We start from the raw sequence: 18165 nt of genomic DNA, 5'->3' as shown, positions 1-18165 counted from the left end.
ACATGTATGAAAGCACTACAAGTAATCAAACCTTTTGAAATGGCTTTAATTGACGTAGCAGAACCAGTAATAACAAAGTCAACAGATGTCCTTGTTCAAACAGAATATGTTGGTATTTGTGGCTCAGACATGCATATTTATCATGGTTCGAATCCATTAGCGACATTGCCTCGTGTACCTGGGCATGAAGTTGCTGGCCGAGTGTTAGAGGTTGGTCAAGACGTACAAGGTTTAAAAGCTGGTGACAAGGTTGTTGTCGAACCAATTCGTTATTGTGGTGAGTGCTATGCTTGCCGTAAAGGACAACCAAATGTCTGCGAACAACTTTCTGTTTTTGGTGTTCATGAAGATGGAGGCATGCGTGAGCGTTTTGTTGTAGCTGAAAAGCAATTGCATAAAGTAGCAGACCACACCTCTTTAGAAGAGGCAGTCTTAATTGAACCTTATACAATTGGCGCGCAGGCAGTATATCGTGGTGAATTACAGGCTGGTGAAACACTATTGATTCAAGGGGCCGGACCGATTGGCATTTGTATTTTAAAGATGGCTAAATTAATAGATGCACGCGTGATGATTTCTGATCTGGATCCAGCAAAGCTCTCATTTGCAAAAGAACTTGGTGCAGATGTAGTTGTTAATGTAAACGAGCAAGATTTATTAGAGGCTGTTAACCAATGGACAGATGGAGTAGGTGTCAATGTATCTATTGATGCAGTTTGTATTCCACTAACATTTAAGCAATCTATTGATGCTGTTTCAGTTGCTGGGAGAGTAGTAGTCCTTAGCTTTGGAGAGGAAGCCATTGAGCTTGCCCCACTACCAATTACGAAAAAGGAATTATCGATAAAAGGCTCACGTTTACAAACATTCCAATTTGAAAATGTAGTGAAGCTTGTTGATGCTGGAAAGCTACAGCATCAAGGTTTAATTACACATACTTTCTCATTACATGAAGCAAAAGAAGCATTTGAATATATAGAAAAAAACCAAAATGAAGTACGTAAAGTTATTTTAAAAGTAGGTGAGTAAGGTGCATGAAGCATTGCAAAATAAAGTGGCTGTTGTAACGGGTGGTAGTGGTGTTCTTTGCTCAGAGATGGCAATGGAATTGGCTAGGCAAGGTATGCGAGTTGCTATTTTAAATCGTACAGCGCAAAAAGGAGAAGCAGTCGTCCGATCGATTACAGAAAATGACGGAGAAGCAATTAATTTTTCTGTGGATGTTTTAAACAAAGAGTCGTTAATAGCAGCGAGACAAGCAATTTTACAGCAATATGGTCAAATTGATGTACTGATTAATGGAGCGGGCGGCAATCATCCAGATGCCATTACGGCTGATGAAGTATATAAAGAACAATCGACTACACCAAATTTCTTTGAATTAACACCAAGTGGTTTTGAAAGCGTATTCTCGAATAATTTTACAGGAACATTTTTGGCTGCCCAAGTTTTTGGTGAAGCATTGCTGAGAACGAAGGGGACGATTATTAATATTTCATCCATGAGCTCCTATGCCCCTATGACAAAAGTGCCTGCATATAGCGCGGCAAAGGCAGCGATTAATAACTTTACGCAATGGATGGCGGTGCATTTTGCAGAAGTAGGTTTACGTGTTAATGCCATTGCACCTGGATTTTTTATTACCGAACAAAACCGTAATTTATTGCTAACAGAAGATGGTTCATTAACTGCACGTTCAGAAAAAATCATTACAGCTACACCACAAAAGCGTTTTGGAAAACCACAAGATTTATTAGGAACTTTATTATTTTTAGCTGATGATACATACTCAGCATTTGTCACTGGCGTAACAATTCCTGTTGATGGTGGATTTATGGCTTATTCAGGCGTTTAGCAAAGGGGATTTATTTCAAATTTAGGGGTGAATGATATGAAACAACAAGGTATTTTTGGAGACGGCAAAACGGTTGTAATTGTCATGCTATTTTTAGCGGGTGTCATTAACTATTTAGATCGTTCAGCACTATCAATTGCAGCACCATTTATTCAAGAAGATATTCATCTAACGTCAACCCAATTAGGGATTATCTTTAGTAGCTTCTCTGTTGGGTATGCCATTTTTAACTTCTTAGGTGGAATGGCTTCCGATAAATTTGGTGCCAAGTTAACGCTATTTGTAGCGATGATTGTATGGTCTTTATTTAGTGGAGCAATGGTTTTAGTCGTTGGGTTCGCATCGTTGATTATTGTTCGTATTGTATTTGGTATGGCGGAAGGGCCATTGTCATCGACCATAAATAAAATGGTGAATAACTGGTTTCCTGCGGATAAACGTGCCTCTGTAGTAGGGCTAGCCAATAGTGGTACGCCACTTGGTGGTGCAATCGCAGGTCCAATCGTTGGTTATATTGCATTAGCATATGGATGGAAATATTCATTTATTGCGATCATGATCCTTGGATTTATTTGGGCAATCGTATGGTTTAAAGTGGTGAAAGAAAAGCCAAACAAAGAAGACAGTGTAGAATCAATGGCAAACTTAGAGATTGCAGCAGAAGATATCAATCATAGTCGTGGTCTATCTTATTATTTAAAACAACCAACAGTATTATTTACTGCTTTTTCGTTCTTTGCCTATAACTATATCCTATTCTTTTTCTTAACTTGGTTCCCAAGCTATCTAGTAGAAGCTCGTGGAATGGCTGTAAAAGATATGAGTATTGTAACGGTTATTCCGTGGATTTTAGGATTCCTAGGTTTAGCATTGAGTGGAATTGTCTCAGATTTCATTTACAAACGCTTTATGCGTAAGGGAGTTTTATTCTCTCGTAAAGTCGTTCTAGTGACATGTTTATTCTTAGCAGCTGTATCGATTGGCTGTGCAGGTATTGTAACAACAACAGTTAGTGCTGTTGCGCTTGTTGCTACCTCTGTTTTCTTCTTATATTTAACAGGGGCTATTTACTGGGCAATCATTAATGATGTGGTGGAATCTAAGTATGTTGGATCTGTTGGTGGCTTTATGCACTTCCTTGCAAACACAGCTGGTATTATTGGGCCAACTTTAACAGGTTTCCTAGTAGACAGAACAGGAACATTCTCCGCAGCTTTCCTACTTGCAGGCGGCTTAGCGGTTATCGCTTCATTAGCAGTTATTAAATTTGTTACACCAATAGTTCATAAAGAAATAGCTTAGAAATAGAAAGGATGGATTCAAATGAACAATCAATCAGTTATTAAAATTCATCCGATGGACAATGTTGCCATAGCCTTGAGTGATCTTCCTCAAGGCTTTTTACTTCCATTGGATGGAAAGGAAATAACGTTACAGCAACAAGTACTACGTGGGCATAAGATCGCCATCAAGACTCTTTCTAAAGATGCACACATCACGAAATATGGTTTTCCAATTGGTCATGCGACAGAAGAAATCCTAGCAGGTAGCTGGGTTCACTCCCATAACATGAAAACCAATTTATCGGGTGAATTAAGCTATGAATTTAATCCAAAAACACATCCCGTAGCCGAGTCTCGTCATGCACAGCGCATGTTCAAGGGGTATCGTAGGAAAGATGGTCAGGTTGGTGTTCGAAATGAAATTTGGATTATTAATACTGTTGGATGTATTAACAAAGTAGCTGAAAACTTGGCGAAGTTAGGCAACCAATTATTGAAGGCTGACAATTTTGATGGTGTACAGCATTTCGCTCATCCATATGGTTGCTCACAACTTGGTGATGATTTAACGTATACACAAAAAATCTTAGCTAATTTAATTCATCACCCTAATGCAGGGGCAGTCATTGTATTAGGGCTAGGATGTGAGAACAATTATATTGAGCTCTTTAAGAAAACAATTGGTCATTATGATGAACAACACGTTTCCTTTTTAAATGTTCAAGAATCAGCAGATGAAATGGAAGAGGGTCAACAACTGCTTGAAAAAGCCTTTGACTATGTGACGACATTTGACAGACAAACATTACCTATTTCAGAACTGAAAATTGGTTTGAAATGTGGTGGTAGTGATGGTTTCTCTGGCATTACCGCTAATCCGATGATTGGTGTATTTTCTGACCAGTTGATCTCAGCTGGAGGTGCAACGGTGTTAACGGAAGTTCCAGAGATGTTTGGTGCTGAACAAATTTTAATGGAACGTGCAAAAGATGCCTCTGTTTTTGAGGATATTGTGCATTTAGTAAATGACTTTAAACAGTATTTTATGAAATATAATCAACCTGTCTATGAAAATCCCTCTCCAGGAAATAAAACGGGTGGAATAACAACATTGGAAGAAAAATCACTTGGCTGTATACAAAAAGGGGGCTTTCAAGAGGTAAAAGAAGTGCTTGATTATGGCGAACGTATGACAACAAAGGGGCTACATTTACTAAACGGTCCAGGAAATGATCTTGTTTCAACAACAGCACTGGCCTCAACAGGCTGCCAAATCGTCCTTTTCTCAACTGGTAGGGGAACACCCTTTGGAGGACCTACACCAACAGTCAAAATTTCAACAAACACACCACTTTATGAACGAAAAAAAAATTGGATTGACTTTAACGCAGGGCAGTTAGTGGATGGGAAGCCGATGGATGTATTAGTCGATGAATTTATGGATTATATAGTAGCGCTAGCTTCAGGTGAAGTGCAAACGAATAATGAGAAATATGGATTCAAAGAAATCGCCATTTTTAAAGATGGCGTGACGATGTAGGAGAGAAATGACATGAAACATCCTATTAAAATTATGCAAATAGGTGATGGGAATTTTATCAGAGGCTTTTTTGACCTAGCAGTTGAAAAACTACAAGTCCCTTGCAGTATTGTTTCTGTCGCAGCAACAGCAAGAGGAAAAACAGTTAAACTGCTAGAAGAACAACAGCTGCAATTCACTGTGATGGAACGTGGGCTAAAAAACGGTGAGGTCGTAGAAGAAGAAACCACTATTAAGATTATTCAAGATACTATTCATCCATATGAAAACTGGCCTACATTTTTACAATATGCACAGTCTGAGACATTAGAAATGATTGTGTCTAATACAACAGAGGCAGGGATTTATTATGAAAATATTCCTTATCCTACGGCTTGTCCCACAAGCTATGCAGCAAAGTTAACCGTCTTTCTAGAACAATATTACAAACATTTTCAAGGTGAAAAACAAGTGGCAATTGTGCCTTTGGAATTAATAGAACAGAATGGTTCTACATTAAAAACAATTTGTCTACAGCATGCTAAAGACTGGAAGTTGCCTACAGCATTTAATGATTGGCTTGCTACGTTAACTTTTTGTAATACACTTGTAGACCGTATTGTAACAGGTTATCCACAGGATTATCAGGGGGAGGATGCCCTTTACACAGTTTGTGAACCGTATTTCTTATTTATAATTGACCAAAAAGAGCCATTTAAACATTGGCCAACAAGTCATGATTTCCCTTTTGTCTTTGATGATTTAGACATGTATCGAAAACGCAAAGTTGCCATTTTAAATGGTAGTCATATTTTGCTTTCAGCATTCGGCAAGATTTTTAACTATACAACTGTAAGAGAGGCATTTTCACATGCAGGTGTTCGAGCCTTTATTGAAAAAGTAACAAACGATTTTACCCAACGCTTCCAAGTGGATGAGCACTATCAGCAAGATGTCTTTGAACGTTTTTTAAATCCATTTATTGAGCATCAGCTATATGATATTCAATTAAATGAGTTATCCAAGTGGCAAACACGTATTGCCCCTTACGCTGAAACAGAAATATACTATCAAGCTTTAGCAATAGGGATATTTGCAATGAATCCAACACGCTTTTCCGTGCGTGAATCTGATCAAATTATTGAAAAACTGACTGAAATCCATAACTATTTTGAACAAGGTCAGTCAGAGCCAATGCAACAATTTATCGAACAATATTTCCAGTGTGATGCAGCAGAGGTTATTCAGCAATTATCTACAATTACTAGTTTATTGGAGGCAATAGCATGCGACAATTAATCATTAATGAACCGTTTCAAATGGTGGAACGTGAAGTAGACGAGCCTAGTATTGAAGGAAGTCATGATGTTTTATTAAAAATCACGCATATTGGTGTATGTGGAACAGACACACATGCTTTTGCAGGTGAACAACCATTCTTTAGTTATCCACGAGTGTTAGGCCACGAACTAGCTGCTATCGTGGAAGAAGTCGGTGAAGCAGTTAAGGACATCCAAGTAGGAGATCGTGCAACAGTTATTCCATACATCCATTGTGGAGAGTGTGTTGCATGTCGTCGAGGTCAAACAAACTGCTGTAAATTTTTGAAAGTATTAGGTGTACATATGGATGGTGGTATGGGTGAATATATCGTAGTTGATGACAGTATTGTAATTACTGATAATGCTGTGTCAGGTGACCAATTAGCCATTGTGGAACCATTAGCTATTGGTGCCCATGCAGTACGTCGTTCGGAACTAACAGAAAATGATACAGTACTTGTTATCGGTGCAGGGCCAATTGGATTAGGAGCAGCACGTTTTGCTAAGTTACGCGGTGCAAAAACAGTATTAATGGATTTGAACGAAGAACGTTTAAAAGAAGGACAGGCATGGTCGGAAGCGGATGGTGTGATTGTTGGTAGCCATGACATAATGGCGCAGTTACATGAAAAATTTAATGGTGAACTTCCTACAGTTGTCTTTGATGCAACAGGCAATCAACAATCAATGGAATCCTCATTTCAATACGTAGAAAATAGTGGCACATTAGTGTTTATTGGTTTAATGAAGAAAACCATTACATTTAATGATCCTGAATTTCATTCAAAGGAATTAACATTGAAGAGCAGCCGTAATGCTACGTTAGAAGATTTTGAGACGGTTATGAACTACATGCAGTCAGGAGCTATAAAGAAAGGCTATGTTACGAAGCATATTGCATTCGATGAAGCTATTTCTTACTTTGAGGCAAAACAATACAACACAAATAAAGCACAAATCTATTTTAAATAATGGGGAGGATTTTCAATGAATATTTCTGTACCAGCATTAAAAAAAATAGTAGTTCAAAAATTCACAACTGAAGGTGTTGAAGCTGAAACAGCAGCGCAAGTAGCAGATGTTTTGATTTATGCCGATTTACGTGGTGTCAGTTCTCACGGTGTTATGCGCGTGGAGCATTATATAACACGTTTACAGGCAGGTGGAATAACGAAAAACCCTCATTTTTCAGTAGAAAAAAGAGGCACAAATCACCTTCTTTTTAAGGGGGATAATGGCTTTGGGCATGTCATTTGTAAGGAAGCTATGGATGAAACCATTAAAGTGGCTAAGGAACATGGCTCATGTACAACGATTATTCAAGAGAGTAGCCATTGTGGGGCACTCGGCTATTTTCTTGAACAAGCCACGAGTGAAAATTTAATTGCTATTATGTGCTCTCAAACGGACTCCGCAGTTGTTCCTTTTGGCGGAAAAGAGCCTTACTTTGGTACGAATCCAATTGCTTACGGTTTTCCAACCAACGATAAACCGATTATTTTGGACATGGCAACAAGCAATGTAGCGCTAGGGAAAATTCTATATGCACGTGAAAAAGGGGAGACAATTCCAAATACATGGGGAGTTGATGCACAAGGAGCACCAACTACAGACCCACACCAAGTAAAATCTTTAACACCGTTTGCAGGGCCAAAAGGATATGGTATGGCACTTGTAGTAGATGTTCTTTCTGGAATTTTAGCAAGTGCAGCTTTTGGTCCTCACATTTCAAAAATGTATGGTGATTACGAACAGAAACGTAATCTAGGACAATATTTATATGTATTAGATCCAAATATTTTTGGAGATGTAGATCAATTCAAAGCAAATATCTCGCAAATGATAAATGAATTACATGATGCGCCAACAGCACCAAATTTTGATCAGGTACTAGTGCCTGGTGAAATTGAACAGATACGTAGTGTGGAAACAATGGATAAGGGCATTGACTTACCTGAACAAGTATATAACTATTTGACTAGTTAATTTAACCAGTAAAGTATGCTATGCTACATAATACCAAGGAGAGTTTTCATATTATAGGTAGGAGATTGATTTTAGTGAAAAAAACAACAATTGCCGATGTTGCACAATATGCAAATGTTTCGAATAGTACAGTATCGCAATATTTGAATAAGCGATATGAATATATGAGTGCAGAGACTCGTAAGAAAATTGAAGAGGCTATTGAAGCATTGCAATATCGTCCAAATTTAATGGCTCGTAGCTTAAAACAGAAATCTACCTTTACAATTGGTATTATTGTGGCGAATATTATCCATGACTTTTCAACAAAAATAATAAATGCATTGGAAGCAGAGTTCGATAAAGAAGGCTTTCATATGATTGTGTGTAACTCAGCGGATAACCCTAAAAAAGAGAAAAAACATATCGAAACTTTACTAGAAAAACAGGTGGATGGCTTAATCGTTTTTCCAACAGGAGAAAACAAAAATCTCTACATAAGGCTTCATCAACAAGCAATGCCAATCGTTTTTATTGACCGTTTTATTGAGGGAGTAGATATTCCTGCTGTATTGCTTGATAATTTTTCTGCCATGGATACGGCAGTGGAGACATTTCGAAAGCAACCAATAGCCATTATCACTACTTCTTTAGCCTTACCGATTACTCCTCGTGTCGAACGTTTAGAAGGATTTCGTCAAGCGCTCAGAAATAGGAATCTGTTGATCGATGAGCGCTATATAAAAAATGGTGAGCCAGCTCAGATGACAGAGATTTTTAATCAATTATTTACATTGGAGCAACCACCAAGGGGAATCATTGCGGCAAATGATCGTATTTTCCAAGAATTAATGCTTTATATTAAAAAAAGAAACTTACATGTGCCTAATGATGTACAAGTAATTGCTGTGGATGATGTACCATATGCCAATTTTTTAACACCTTCCATTACAACATTGCAACAGCCCATTTTACCAATGGCACAGAAAGCGGCATCATTGCTCTTAGCAAAAATTAAAAAAGAACATCTAGCTGATGACCAAAAACTATATCGCTTCAAACCGATATTAATCGATCGAGATTCAACTAACTAAAAAGGCAACCCAAAGCTATGAATTTAGCTAAGGGTTGCTATTTTTAGTTGCACCGATATTCATCGATAGATATGATTATCTAAGGGAATACTTTTATGTCAAAAAAGACCAATCATTCATTTTGGTGATAGAAAGGGGACTTATGAGCATTGCTAGGAAGTATTGGCTCATGCTATTTGGCTTTGGTTTCTCGTATTTAGGAAATTGGGTGAATCTAGTTGCCCTCAATTTATTAGTTTGGCATTTAACAGAGTCGCCTACTGCTATGGCGAGTATATTTATTGTAGGACCGATTGCTCGAATTTTAACAAGCTTTTTTGCAGGCTCCATTATTGATCGATCGAATAAACAAAAATTAATGATCTATAGTGATATTATTCGTGGCATATTGATTTTATTGTTACCTTTTACGTCCTCTATTTGGCTCATCTATTGCGTATTATTTTTATCTAATATAGCAAGTAGCTTTTTTGGACCAAGTAGTACCTATTATATTTCAAAATATATTCCAGACGAAGATAAACAATCCTTTAATGCAATATTAGGAATGTTTAGCTCAGGCTCATTTTTAATTGGGCCAGCATTGGCTGGGTTTATCATTGCCATTTCCAATGTATACGTAGCGTTTTGGTTTAATGCATTGACGTTCTTTATCTGCGCGCTCTCTATTTTTAAGCTTCCTGCAGTAGAAGATCATCAGGCCATGCACCGAAAACCTATTACTTGGAGGATGCTAAAAGAGGATTATGGTATTGTCTACGCTTATATTAAAAAAGAGCAAGTCTTTGCCAAAGTATTTCTTTATTTTCAAGGTGCATTGATGATTGCCTTTGCATTAGACTCACAGGAAGCAACATTTATTAAACAAAACCTACAAGCTTCAGATAGTCTATACGGTGTCATCGTTAGTATCGCTGGGATGGGGGCAATAATTGGTGGAGCAATGGCTGCTCGCTATGCAAAAAGGTTTTCAACAAGACAGTATATTGTTTATGGTCTGCTTTTGACCACAATTTGCTATACATTGTTTTACTCTTCACCGAATGTGATAATGGCGATTGTTAGCTTTATAGCATTAGGAATATGTATGTCATTTTGTAATGCAGGCTACAGCACCTTTTATCAAATAAGTGTACCCACATCAATTATGGGCCGTTTTGGTAGTGTTTCCACAATGGTCATTAATGTGCTACAGATTGTCTTTACGTTAGCCTTAGGATTGCTAGCGGAATGGCTCTCCCTACAAATGGTCTGCATCGCCTTTGGAATCGTAGCAATTTTCATCTCTCTAGTTTTATATGTATTTATGCATTCAAAATCTGCCTATGAAGGTTTGAAGGAAGAGATTGTCTAAAAGTCCTGTCAGGCTATTAAATGGCGAAACTTAATTGCTTCTAATGAAGGTAGAATTATTGGACAGATAGCGATTAAAGGATGTTATTTTAGTAAAAGTTAGCACTCATATAATGATAAAATCATTCCAAAATAACCTTATGTCACAATTTGAGGAGGTTAACATGGCTAATTTAAGACATCGAAAACCAGATGATCGATCCAATAATGTTGAACGCATTCGTGATATTGTTAAAAATACTGAAGAGAAAGTGCAGGAAGCAGAAATGAGTATGGAATTTGCAGATCCTCTAGAAAGTAACAGGCTAAAGGAAAAAAATAAGCGACGTAAACAGTCAATTGAAGCTTTAAAAGAGGAAATGAAAGATGAAATGACAGCACGAAAAAAAGGTGAAATTTAAAATTAGTTTCTAGAAGAATCAAATGTGATTCATGATATTGCCTACACTTACCATTCCCCAGTTGGCAAAAACAGATGGATTAGATGTTCCATAATGGACTTCTATATTGCCATCTGTTTTTATTTTGCACATGTTAACTGGATTTTTTTACATAAACACTAAATTAAAAAAGTACGTATATGAATTTCTTAAAAAAATGAACCTTTTCTAGTAATCATTTGTTTATAACGTAGAACCATCAGAAAGGAGTGCCTTGGATTGACAGAACGTGAATTATTCGATTCATACAACAAAGATGTTTACCGTACCTGTTATTACATGCTACGGAATGCCCAAGATGCGGAAGATCTCTGCCATGATGTATTTGTCACCGTCTTTCGTCAGGATTGGAGAAGTGTAGAGCATACACGTGCTTGGATTTTACGAATTGCGATGAATCAATGTTTAAATTTGCTTAAAAGAAAGCAAGCTCAGTTAAAAAAAGTGAGTCAGGTACAGTTGCTGCAGGAGCAAACTACGGCATCAGTTAAATCTGTAGATACCATTGTATTGGAGAAGGCAGCTGAGGAGGAATGGGAGGCCCTACTCAGACAGCTACCAGAAAAGTTAATGGCTGTTGTCACCCTACGCTACATTGGTGAGCTATCATTAGTGGAAATTGCGGAAACCTTAAAGATTCCAGTGGGAACAGTGAAATCGAGACTCCATAAGGCATTGAAAATCATGCGCAAAAAACTAGAACAAAATCAAAATTTATGGTTGAAGGGAGAGAATCAATTTGGAACGCATTGAAAAGAAATTGAAAAAAGAGATGAACACAGACCATAACATAAAGTATCCTGACTTTGAACAAATGTGGAACAGTATCCAGCAGGATGAACTAAAAATGGTAGATGAACCGATCGAAGTTCTACCTCGAAAAAGAAAGAGATTTGTTTTGGTTGCAGGATTAGCCGTCGCTCTAATGGCTACACCTGTCTACGCAGCACTGAATTATGATTGGTCAACTATTCTTTCTTATAGAGCTGGTATTCAGTCTGCATTAGATCAAGGCTTAGGGCAGACGATTGAACAATCTGTTACGAAGGATGGGTTTACGCTAACTGTACATACGGCGTTTATCGATGATAACAGAACCTTTCTTTTGTATAGTCTGAAACCTGATGCCTCTTGGGATGGAGAGGATATAGGCTTTGAACATACCAGGCTGAAAGATTCAAAGGGTAACTTTATTGAAGGGAATTATACACATTCTTGGAATGAGGAGCTTGGTACCTTTCAGGGTTATTTTGAAACGGATTGGGTTGCTGAAGGACAGATGACAGATGTGGAGCTTATGATGGAGAATATTCAATTCATCAGCGATAAGAAATATTCTATCGACTATAATCCAAATGACTTAACTACGCAAGTGTTCCCTATTCAAAAGGATGGAGTTGACACGGTGTCTATTCAATCTTTTGCACAAGATGAGGGTAAAATATTGCTTAAAACGGCAGTTACACTTACAGATTTAAAAGTCCGAAATACAGGGATATTCATTGAGGCGATTAATAATACGAATCATTCAATTGAAACAGGGAAAAGATCTTTCATGGGAAAACAGGGAGCAAAAGGAGAATATTTTAGTCAGCAACTATTCGAGTCTGAAGCCTTACAAGAAGAGGGAACTAAATTCGAAATTTCTTATAATCGCATACTAGAAACAAAAGAAAGCACTTGGAATATGCAACTAAATCTCTCTAAAAAACAACTGGAAAATACGTCATTTAAGAAAGTACTAGATATTCCAATTGACAATGTGCCTGGTGGAACTAAAATTCATGAAATGACGGTTACACCGACCCAAGTTCGATTGATTCTTACTCAAGAAAAATACGAAACTTTCCCTTATATGGATTATCAACTGGATGTAGGTGGAACTTTATTGACTGGGTATATTTCGGGTGAGGATGGAAATCCTAATGAAACAGAGCTACGCTTTGAAATAAATGGACTAAATGCAGCTTCTTTGGAAAATCAGTCTTTAACTTTCGTTGCTAAGAACCGTGTTGAAGGTTTATACGGAGACGACAATTCAATTCAATTAACAAACATATCAGCAAAGCCTCAAAGTGTAACATCTAATATAGCAGGGTACCCAATTTCATGGACTTATTATATAAAGGACAATAACCTTTATGTCGAATCATTAAGCCCGGATCCAGGATTTGCTGGAGTCAATCAAACCTATTATTTAGAGGGTAAAGAAAAAATCTATGGGACGCCTGAATTTATGGGCATTCTTGAAAATAATAAAAGAATGGATGTTTATGAGAATTTTGACAAGAAGGAGCTAGAAATTCTAATTTATAAATATTTAACTAACAAGGCAAATGATGAGCTACGTATACCCCTTACATTTGGAAAATAACTAAATTAGTAATCCCATCTATTTGACTTTTACTATTCAAATAGATGGGATTTTTGCTATAAAGATTAAAGAGCTTTACATAAAAAGAAATGTATCATATAGTTTAGTTAACTTAAATAAATTAATTATTACAGGAGAAGATACATGACCTCTAACGAAAAAACACAAAAATCTTTTGCTTATAAGCTTGGATTAGGTATTATTATCTTTTCACTTTCTTTATGGTTAATCCCAATTATTACACCTTTCACACCGATACCTACAAAAGTAAAGGCAGGAATTATACCAGGAAGTATTATTTTGGCTGAAATCTTATTTTGGCTTGGTGCTTTACTTGTTGGAAAAGAAGTAGCCAACAAATTTAAAAGCTATCTAAATCCTAAAAAATGGCGAGAAAAAGGTGACACTCAAAAAAATGAAGAATAACCAGGTAGCGGAGCAAATAAATCAAACTATTGAAGATATTTGGATCATGCTTGAGAAAATGGAAAGAGCTTATACTAATTTCTCCTTAAATAATCAGCAATATGTTCTTTTAACATTAGTGATGCGTCATCCGTCCTGCTCACCTTCAGAACTAGCAGATAAAATGGCTATTACAAAAAGTGCAGTGAGTCAGCAATTAACCAAGCTTGAACAGGATGGCTATATAGTAAAAAGGCAACATGAGGAGGATAAGCGTGCCTTTTCTGTTGAATTGGGTGAGAAGGGTCTATTATATAAACAGAAAGTTGATGCCTTTAGTCAACAGATTACAGAAAAGTACCAGACTAACTTAACAACTGAAGAGTTAGCTGAAATGTTAGCTACTCTAGAAAAAATGAAAAAAATACTGTATGAATTTTAGAAAAAGTTTGACATTTTATCGGGTGTGTCTTATAGTAACCCTTAATATAAAAGGGGGAATAAACATGGTCATTACTCTTGTCCAAGCATTCACAATAAAACATCATCATAATCACTAGTCTTGCTATCTTTATTAAATTATTAATATTGAATAGGAAGACTATTTCTCATGTAATCGTATAAATAAAGCTGATTTGAAGCTTTATCGTTATACGGTTTTTTTATTGCTCTAAAAATGAGGAGGAAATGATGATAAAAAAAATGGACTACCAAAATGTTCGAGGAACACAAGATTACTTACCAGATCAGGAGGCTACTCGTCGTGTGATACGACGTACGTTAGAAGATACATTTATAGCCTATGGCTGCAGGCCGTTAGAAACACCTATTCTTAACTATACAGAGCTGATGGCTTCTAAATATGCTGGTGGTGCTGAGATTTTACAGGAGATGTATACATTAACAGATCGAGGTGAGCGAGATTTAGCGTTACGCTATGATTTAACGATTCCATTTGCAAAAGTTGTAGCGATGAATCCAGCGATTACTATGCCGTTTAAACGATATGAGATTGGCAAAGTGTTTCGAGATGGCCCGATTAAGGCAGGTCGTTTTCGTGAATTTACACAATGTGATGTTGATATTGTTGGAGTAGAGTCACAGGCTGCTGAGGCGGAGCTAATGATGATGGCGATAGATGCCTTTGACCAACTTAAATTGAAAATTAATCTCCAATTTAATAATCGCAAGCTTTTAGTCGGTCTGCTGCAATTATTTGAGGTTGAACAGGATCAAATGAATCGAGTTATTTTAACGTTAGATAAGATTGAAAAAATAGAAGAGAAAACAATGCTCGATGAATTGAAGGCATTGGGGTTATCAGATAAGAGTATTCATAAAATAAAGCACTTTTTAGATAAACGTCCTCAAATAAGTATGGCGTATTTTGAAGGATTCGCGACCGAGAATGTTTTTTTACAACAAGGTTTACAGGAATTAATGGAACTAACTTCTTATTTAGAGGCACTTGGAATAAGTGAGCAATGTATTTTCAATCCATTTTTAGCGAGAGGACTTGAAATTTACACAGGATCAATTTATGAAATTTTTTTAGCAGATGGAACAATCCGCTCAAGTATTGGTAGTGGAGGGCGCTATGACAATGCAATTGGTGGCCTTTTAGAGGCAAATCAAACCTATGCTACTGTTGGTATTTCATTTGGTTTAGATGTCATCTATACAGCATTGGAGCTTTCGGGAAAAATAGAGCAAAACGCTCCTAGCGTGGATATTTATATTATTCCTCTGGGAACAGAAAAAGAGGCACTAAAGCTAGCAACTGCATTACGGCGAGAAAAATATAAAATAGAAGTTGAGCTAAGTGGGAAAAAAGTGAAAAAGGCGATGGAAAAAGCCAATCGTGAAAACACGCCAAAGGTTATTGTATTTGGAGATAACGAGGTCAATCAAAATATGTATAAAATAAAAGATATGAAAAGCGGTGAGGAAGAAATCGTTGCGTTTATCTTTTCAACACCATAGCATGGAAAAAACGGCTGATCCCACTCTATTAGAGGATTTGAGCCGTTTTTTTGGTTATTTTTCCGATTTAAAAACCAGTTTCCATATCAAAATGTTGATGAAGAAAAGCACAATGAAATATATAGTAGCACCGTATGTTATCTGAGCTATCAAATAGTTCAGCCCTACAAGTAAACCTAAAGGAAGCAATAATAAAAGAATCTTCCAGCCTTGTGCATCGTTAACTTCATCATAGGGCTTGGTAAAGGGTAATTTGTTTGTCATCATGACGAAACAAAGGATGGTATATAACCAGCTTGTGACCAAAACAACTAGTAAATCAGGGATAATTCGAATACCATAAATATAGCTAAAGACTATACTTAGTACTAAAAATAACGGAGTATACAATTTAATTAAAAATGCCTTTAAGCTACCTTTTTGTAAATCTGTATAATCTTTAAGCGGTAGCATTTTATAAATCCATGCGGCCTTATATTTAGCAGAGTGACCAAGCATAAGGACAGCGGATGGTATAATCATCATACTAAAATAGATATTTAAATAGCTCATACTACTAGCATAATCGACTTCTTCCCCTCGGCTAAAAGTAAACATAAAAATAAAGGGAATAATAAATGAAAAGCCTAAAGATGGGTAGACCTTTAGCTTAAACTCTCGCTCTTGCTTCATCATCAGAGCTGCGAAGCGATAGAAAGCTCGTTCCTCGTGTGTTCTACACACAATGGTTAATAAAAACGACTTTAGTCGATTGTTCTTTTCCTTTTTAGACTTACTTGTACTTAGCAGTTTTTGGAGATTGCGTTCAAAGGTTGGTATGAGTTTAATATAGATCCAAATCGAAATAATAGGTACAATCACTGCTAAGATGGTATAAATGACTGTCAATAAGGATGTGTCACCATGCAGTATGAGTTCATAAGGGGCAGCGAACCACATCGGTATTAAGAAGAGGTTCCACCAATGAAACGATACTACCATATCTAAATTGACGAATTCAAAGGATCGAATAAGAACTTGGTAGCCAATCATCAGCATTAGAGATAAAGCGATTTGTACATAATTAATCATATCCTTCAGCTTTTCACCATCGAAGAAGCGTAAAATGGCAATATATAAAATGGCTGTGATGGCAACTATAAATAAATTCATTAATAGAATCTCTAGACCTGTTAAAATAAAAAATACAATTCCTTGAGTAAAAAGGCTGACTATTAGAGGGATGGCTGTTAGGGCCAATGTTAAATAAGATAAATAAATAAAAATATGCATAAATTTTGCTGCATTAATTGTTTTAGCTGAAATAGGCTTAGTTGAAAGTATGCTTTTATCTCGTATATCTAAAAGCACAGAAGAAAAGTCAGAAATCAATGAAGTCATAATCAAAAAGATGATCATTGCAAAGGCAATACTCATCTGAAATAGAAAATTTTGACCAAATCCCATAAGCGGGATAAGTATAAGCCCGAATAACATATAAATCCATAGAGACTTAATGTAGCCGTACTTTTGATTGTCTTTCTTTTTGTTTTGATTAAATAGGGTAGGTACTTTCCGTTCATCCATCGTTAATTTTATATGGAGGATTTTTCTCATCATGTCATAATCAATGCCCATTTTTATAAAAAGCCATCGGAATTTATCAAGCAATCGTAGCGTTTTGAAATCTGTCATAATTGTCCACCACGAACGACGGACACAAATTTTTCTCCGATTTCCTGATGTTCATGAAATCCTGTTAACTGGTTAAAAATCCTTTCTAAAGTTCCTTCGGTATTATCTGCTTGTAATTGGGCAAATGTTCCATCCGCTGCGATTTTTCCATCATACAGCAGAATGATACGGCTACTGATTTTTTCAACGACATCCATAATGTGGGATGAGTAAAATATAGTCTTTCCGTTAGCAGCTAGTTGCGTTAAGATTTCTTTAAAAATCATGACACTGTTTGCGTCTAGGCCATTGATCGGTTCATCTAAAAATAGCAGGTCTGGATTATGTATTAGGCTTGCAATAATTAGTAGTTTTTGACGCATGCCTTTAGAATAAGAAGAAATTCTAGAATGGTACGCTTCACCAACTCCAAACAGTTCCATTAGTGATTTGGATTTGTCAGCCGCCTCCTCTAGCTCTAATCCATATAGCTGGCCGATGAAGGTTAAATACTCATAGCCTGTTAAGTTATCATAAACATCAGCGATTTCAGGAACGTAACCAATTCGCCGTTTATAATCAATTTGATCTTGCCTTATGCTTTTCCCAAAGAGCTTAATTTCGCCGCCATAATCACCTTCTAGCCCTAGAATAAGTTTTACAGTTGTACTTTTACCCGCGCCATTGGGGCCGATATAACCAATGATTTCACCTCTAGCTGCATGAAGGTCAATTCCTTTCAAGATTTCCTTGTTTCCATAACTCTTCGTTAAATTCGTAATTGTTAAAATCTCTTCCATTCTATAGCCCCTTTCAGTTATTTAGAAAAATTAACCATAATTACACTATATCATATTAAAAGAGAGGATATTCCTTTAGTTTAAATGAAACCAGTTCTATCAAAAATAGAGAGATCTTC

Annotated in this window: 17 protein-coding genes; 15 read left to right on the top strand and 2 right to left on the bottom strand. The window is 36.6% G+C overall.

The window, feature by feature from the left end; all coding sequences use genetic code 11:
• Positions 1 to 6 precede the first annotated feature (6 nt).
• From HCH28_RS15375 to HCH28_RS15305, 15 genes are all read left to right on the top strand, one after another.
• Entirely contained in the window at positions 7 to 1029 is a 1023-nt protein-coding gene (locus HCH28_RS15375; RefSeq protein ID WP_048393955.1) for a zinc-binding alcohol dehydrogenase family protein, read from the top strand.
• Positions 1022 to 1855 carry an SDR family oxidoreductase gene (locus tag HCH28_RS15370; RefSeq protein ID WP_221681773.1) on the top strand — a complete coding sequence of 278 codons (834 nt, stop codon included), beginning with the start codon at positions 1022 to 1024 and terminating at the stop codon, positions 1853 to 1855. Before HCH28_RS15375 ends, HCH28_RS15370 begins: the two co-directional genes overlap by 8 nt.
• Positions 1856 to 1891: 36 nt before the next feature.
• Entirely contained in the window at positions 1892 to 3157 is a 1266-nt protein-coding gene (locus tag HCH28_RS15365; protein WP_112116856.1) for an MFS transporter, read from the top strand.
• A 21-nt stretch (positions 3158 to 3178) separates the two neighbouring features.
• Positions 3179 to 4678 (top strand): UxaA family hydrolase, encoded by a 1500-nt coding sequence (locus HCH28_RS15360; RefSeq protein ID WP_221681771.1) that lies wholly within the window; start codon positions 3179 to 3181, stop codon positions 4676 to 4678.
• A gap of 12 nt (positions 4679 to 4690) precedes the next feature.
• Positions 4691 to 5956, top strand: a complete 1266-nt coding sequence (locus tag HCH28_RS15355) for a mannitol dehydrogenase family protein (protein ID WP_221681769.1) — start codon at positions 4691 to 4693, stop codon at positions 5954 to 5956.
• Entirely contained in the window at positions 5944 to 6951 is a 1008-nt protein-coding gene (locus HCH28_RS15350; protein ID WP_221681767.1) for a zinc-binding alcohol dehydrogenase family protein, read from the top strand. Before HCH28_RS15355 ends, HCH28_RS15350 begins: the two co-directional genes overlap by 13 nt.
• Before the next feature lie 15 nt (positions 6952 to 6966).
• Positions 6967 to 7965, top strand: coding sequence for an ureidoglycolate dehydrogenase (gene allD, locus HCH28_RS15345; protein ID WP_066037927.1), 999 nt, complete (start codon positions 6967 to 6969; stop codon positions 7963 to 7965).
• A gap of 74 nt (positions 7966 to 8039) precedes the next feature.
• Positions 8040 to 9038: a LacI family DNA-binding transcriptional regulator gene (locus HCH28_RS15340; protein WP_054549715.1), complete on the top strand. Its 999-nt coding sequence runs from the start codon at positions 8040 to 8042 to the stop codon at positions 9036 to 9038.
• A gap of 142 nt (positions 9039 to 9180) precedes the next feature.
• Positions 9181 to 10392: an MFS transporter gene (locus HCH28_RS15335; RefSeq protein ID WP_221681765.1), complete on the top strand. Its 1212-nt coding sequence runs from the start codon at positions 9181 to 9183 to the stop codon at positions 10390 to 10392.
• 163 nt (positions 10393 to 10555) lie between these two features.
• On the top strand, positions 10556 to 10792 hold the full coding sequence (tlp, locus tag HCH28_RS15330; protein ID WP_004225290.1) for a small acid-soluble spore protein Tlp: 237 nt from the start codon (positions 10556 to 10558) through the stop codon (positions 10790 to 10792).
• Positions 10793 to 11050: 258 nt separating this feature from the next.
• Positions 11051 to 11584: an RNA polymerase sigma factor gene (locus tag HCH28_RS15325; RefSeq protein ID WP_004225288.1), complete on the top strand. Its 534-nt coding sequence runs from the start codon at positions 11051 to 11053 to the stop codon at positions 11582 to 11584.
• A complete protein-coding gene (locus tag HCH28_RS15320) occupies positions 11571 to 13205 on the top strand; it encodes a DUF4179 domain-containing protein (RefSeq protein WP_221681763.1) in 1635 nt (544 codons plus the stop codon). The genes HCH28_RS15325 and HCH28_RS15320 overlap by 14 nt, the downstream gene beginning before the upstream one ends.
• A gap of 144 nt (positions 13206 to 13349) precedes the next feature.
• Positions 13350 to 13631 (top strand): transporter suffix domain-containing protein, encoded by a 282-nt coding sequence (locus HCH28_RS15315; protein WP_103118974.1) that lies wholly within the window; start codon positions 13350 to 13352, stop codon positions 13629 to 13631.
• Positions 13621 to 14052 carry a MarR family winged helix-turn-helix transcriptional regulator gene (locus tag HCH28_RS15310; protein ID WP_221681762.1) on the top strand — a complete coding sequence of 144 codons (432 nt, stop codon included), beginning with the start codon at positions 13621 to 13623 and terminating at the stop codon, positions 14050 to 14052. Before HCH28_RS15315 ends, HCH28_RS15310 begins: the two co-directional genes overlap by 11 nt.
• 251 nt (positions 14053 to 14303) lie before the next feature.
• The gene (locus tag HCH28_RS15305; protein WP_221681835.1) at positions 14304 to 15593 is read left to right on the top strand and encodes a histidine--tRNA ligase; all 1290 of its coding nucleotides are present in this window, start codon (positions 14304 to 14306) and stop codon (positions 15591 to 15593) included.
• Positions 15594 to 15647: 54 nt separating this feature from the next.
• Here HCH28_RS15305 and HCH28_RS15300 read toward each other — a convergent pair whose 3' ends face one another.
• A complete protein-coding gene (locus tag HCH28_RS15300; RefSeq protein ID WP_221681761.1) occupies positions 15648 to 17267 on the bottom strand; it encodes a hypothetical protein in 1620 nt (539 codons plus the stop codon).
• A complete protein-coding gene (locus tag HCH28_RS15295) occupies positions 17264 to 18046 on the bottom strand; it encodes an ABC transporter ATP-binding protein (RefSeq protein WP_221681760.1) in 783 nt (260 codons plus the stop codon). Before HCH28_RS15295 ends, HCH28_RS15300 begins: the two co-directional genes overlap by 4 nt.
• Positions 18047 to 18165: the final 119 nt, after the last annotated feature.

Source organism: Lysinibacillus sp. K60 (genome assembly GCF_019731275.1).
GTDB classification, from domain to species: Bacteria; Bacillota; Bacilli; order Bacillales_A; family Planococcaceae; genus Lysinibacillus; species Lysinibacillus capsici.
Note: the sequence above shows the minus strand (reverse complement) of the source record. Positions and strands in the feature narration are given on the sequence as shown.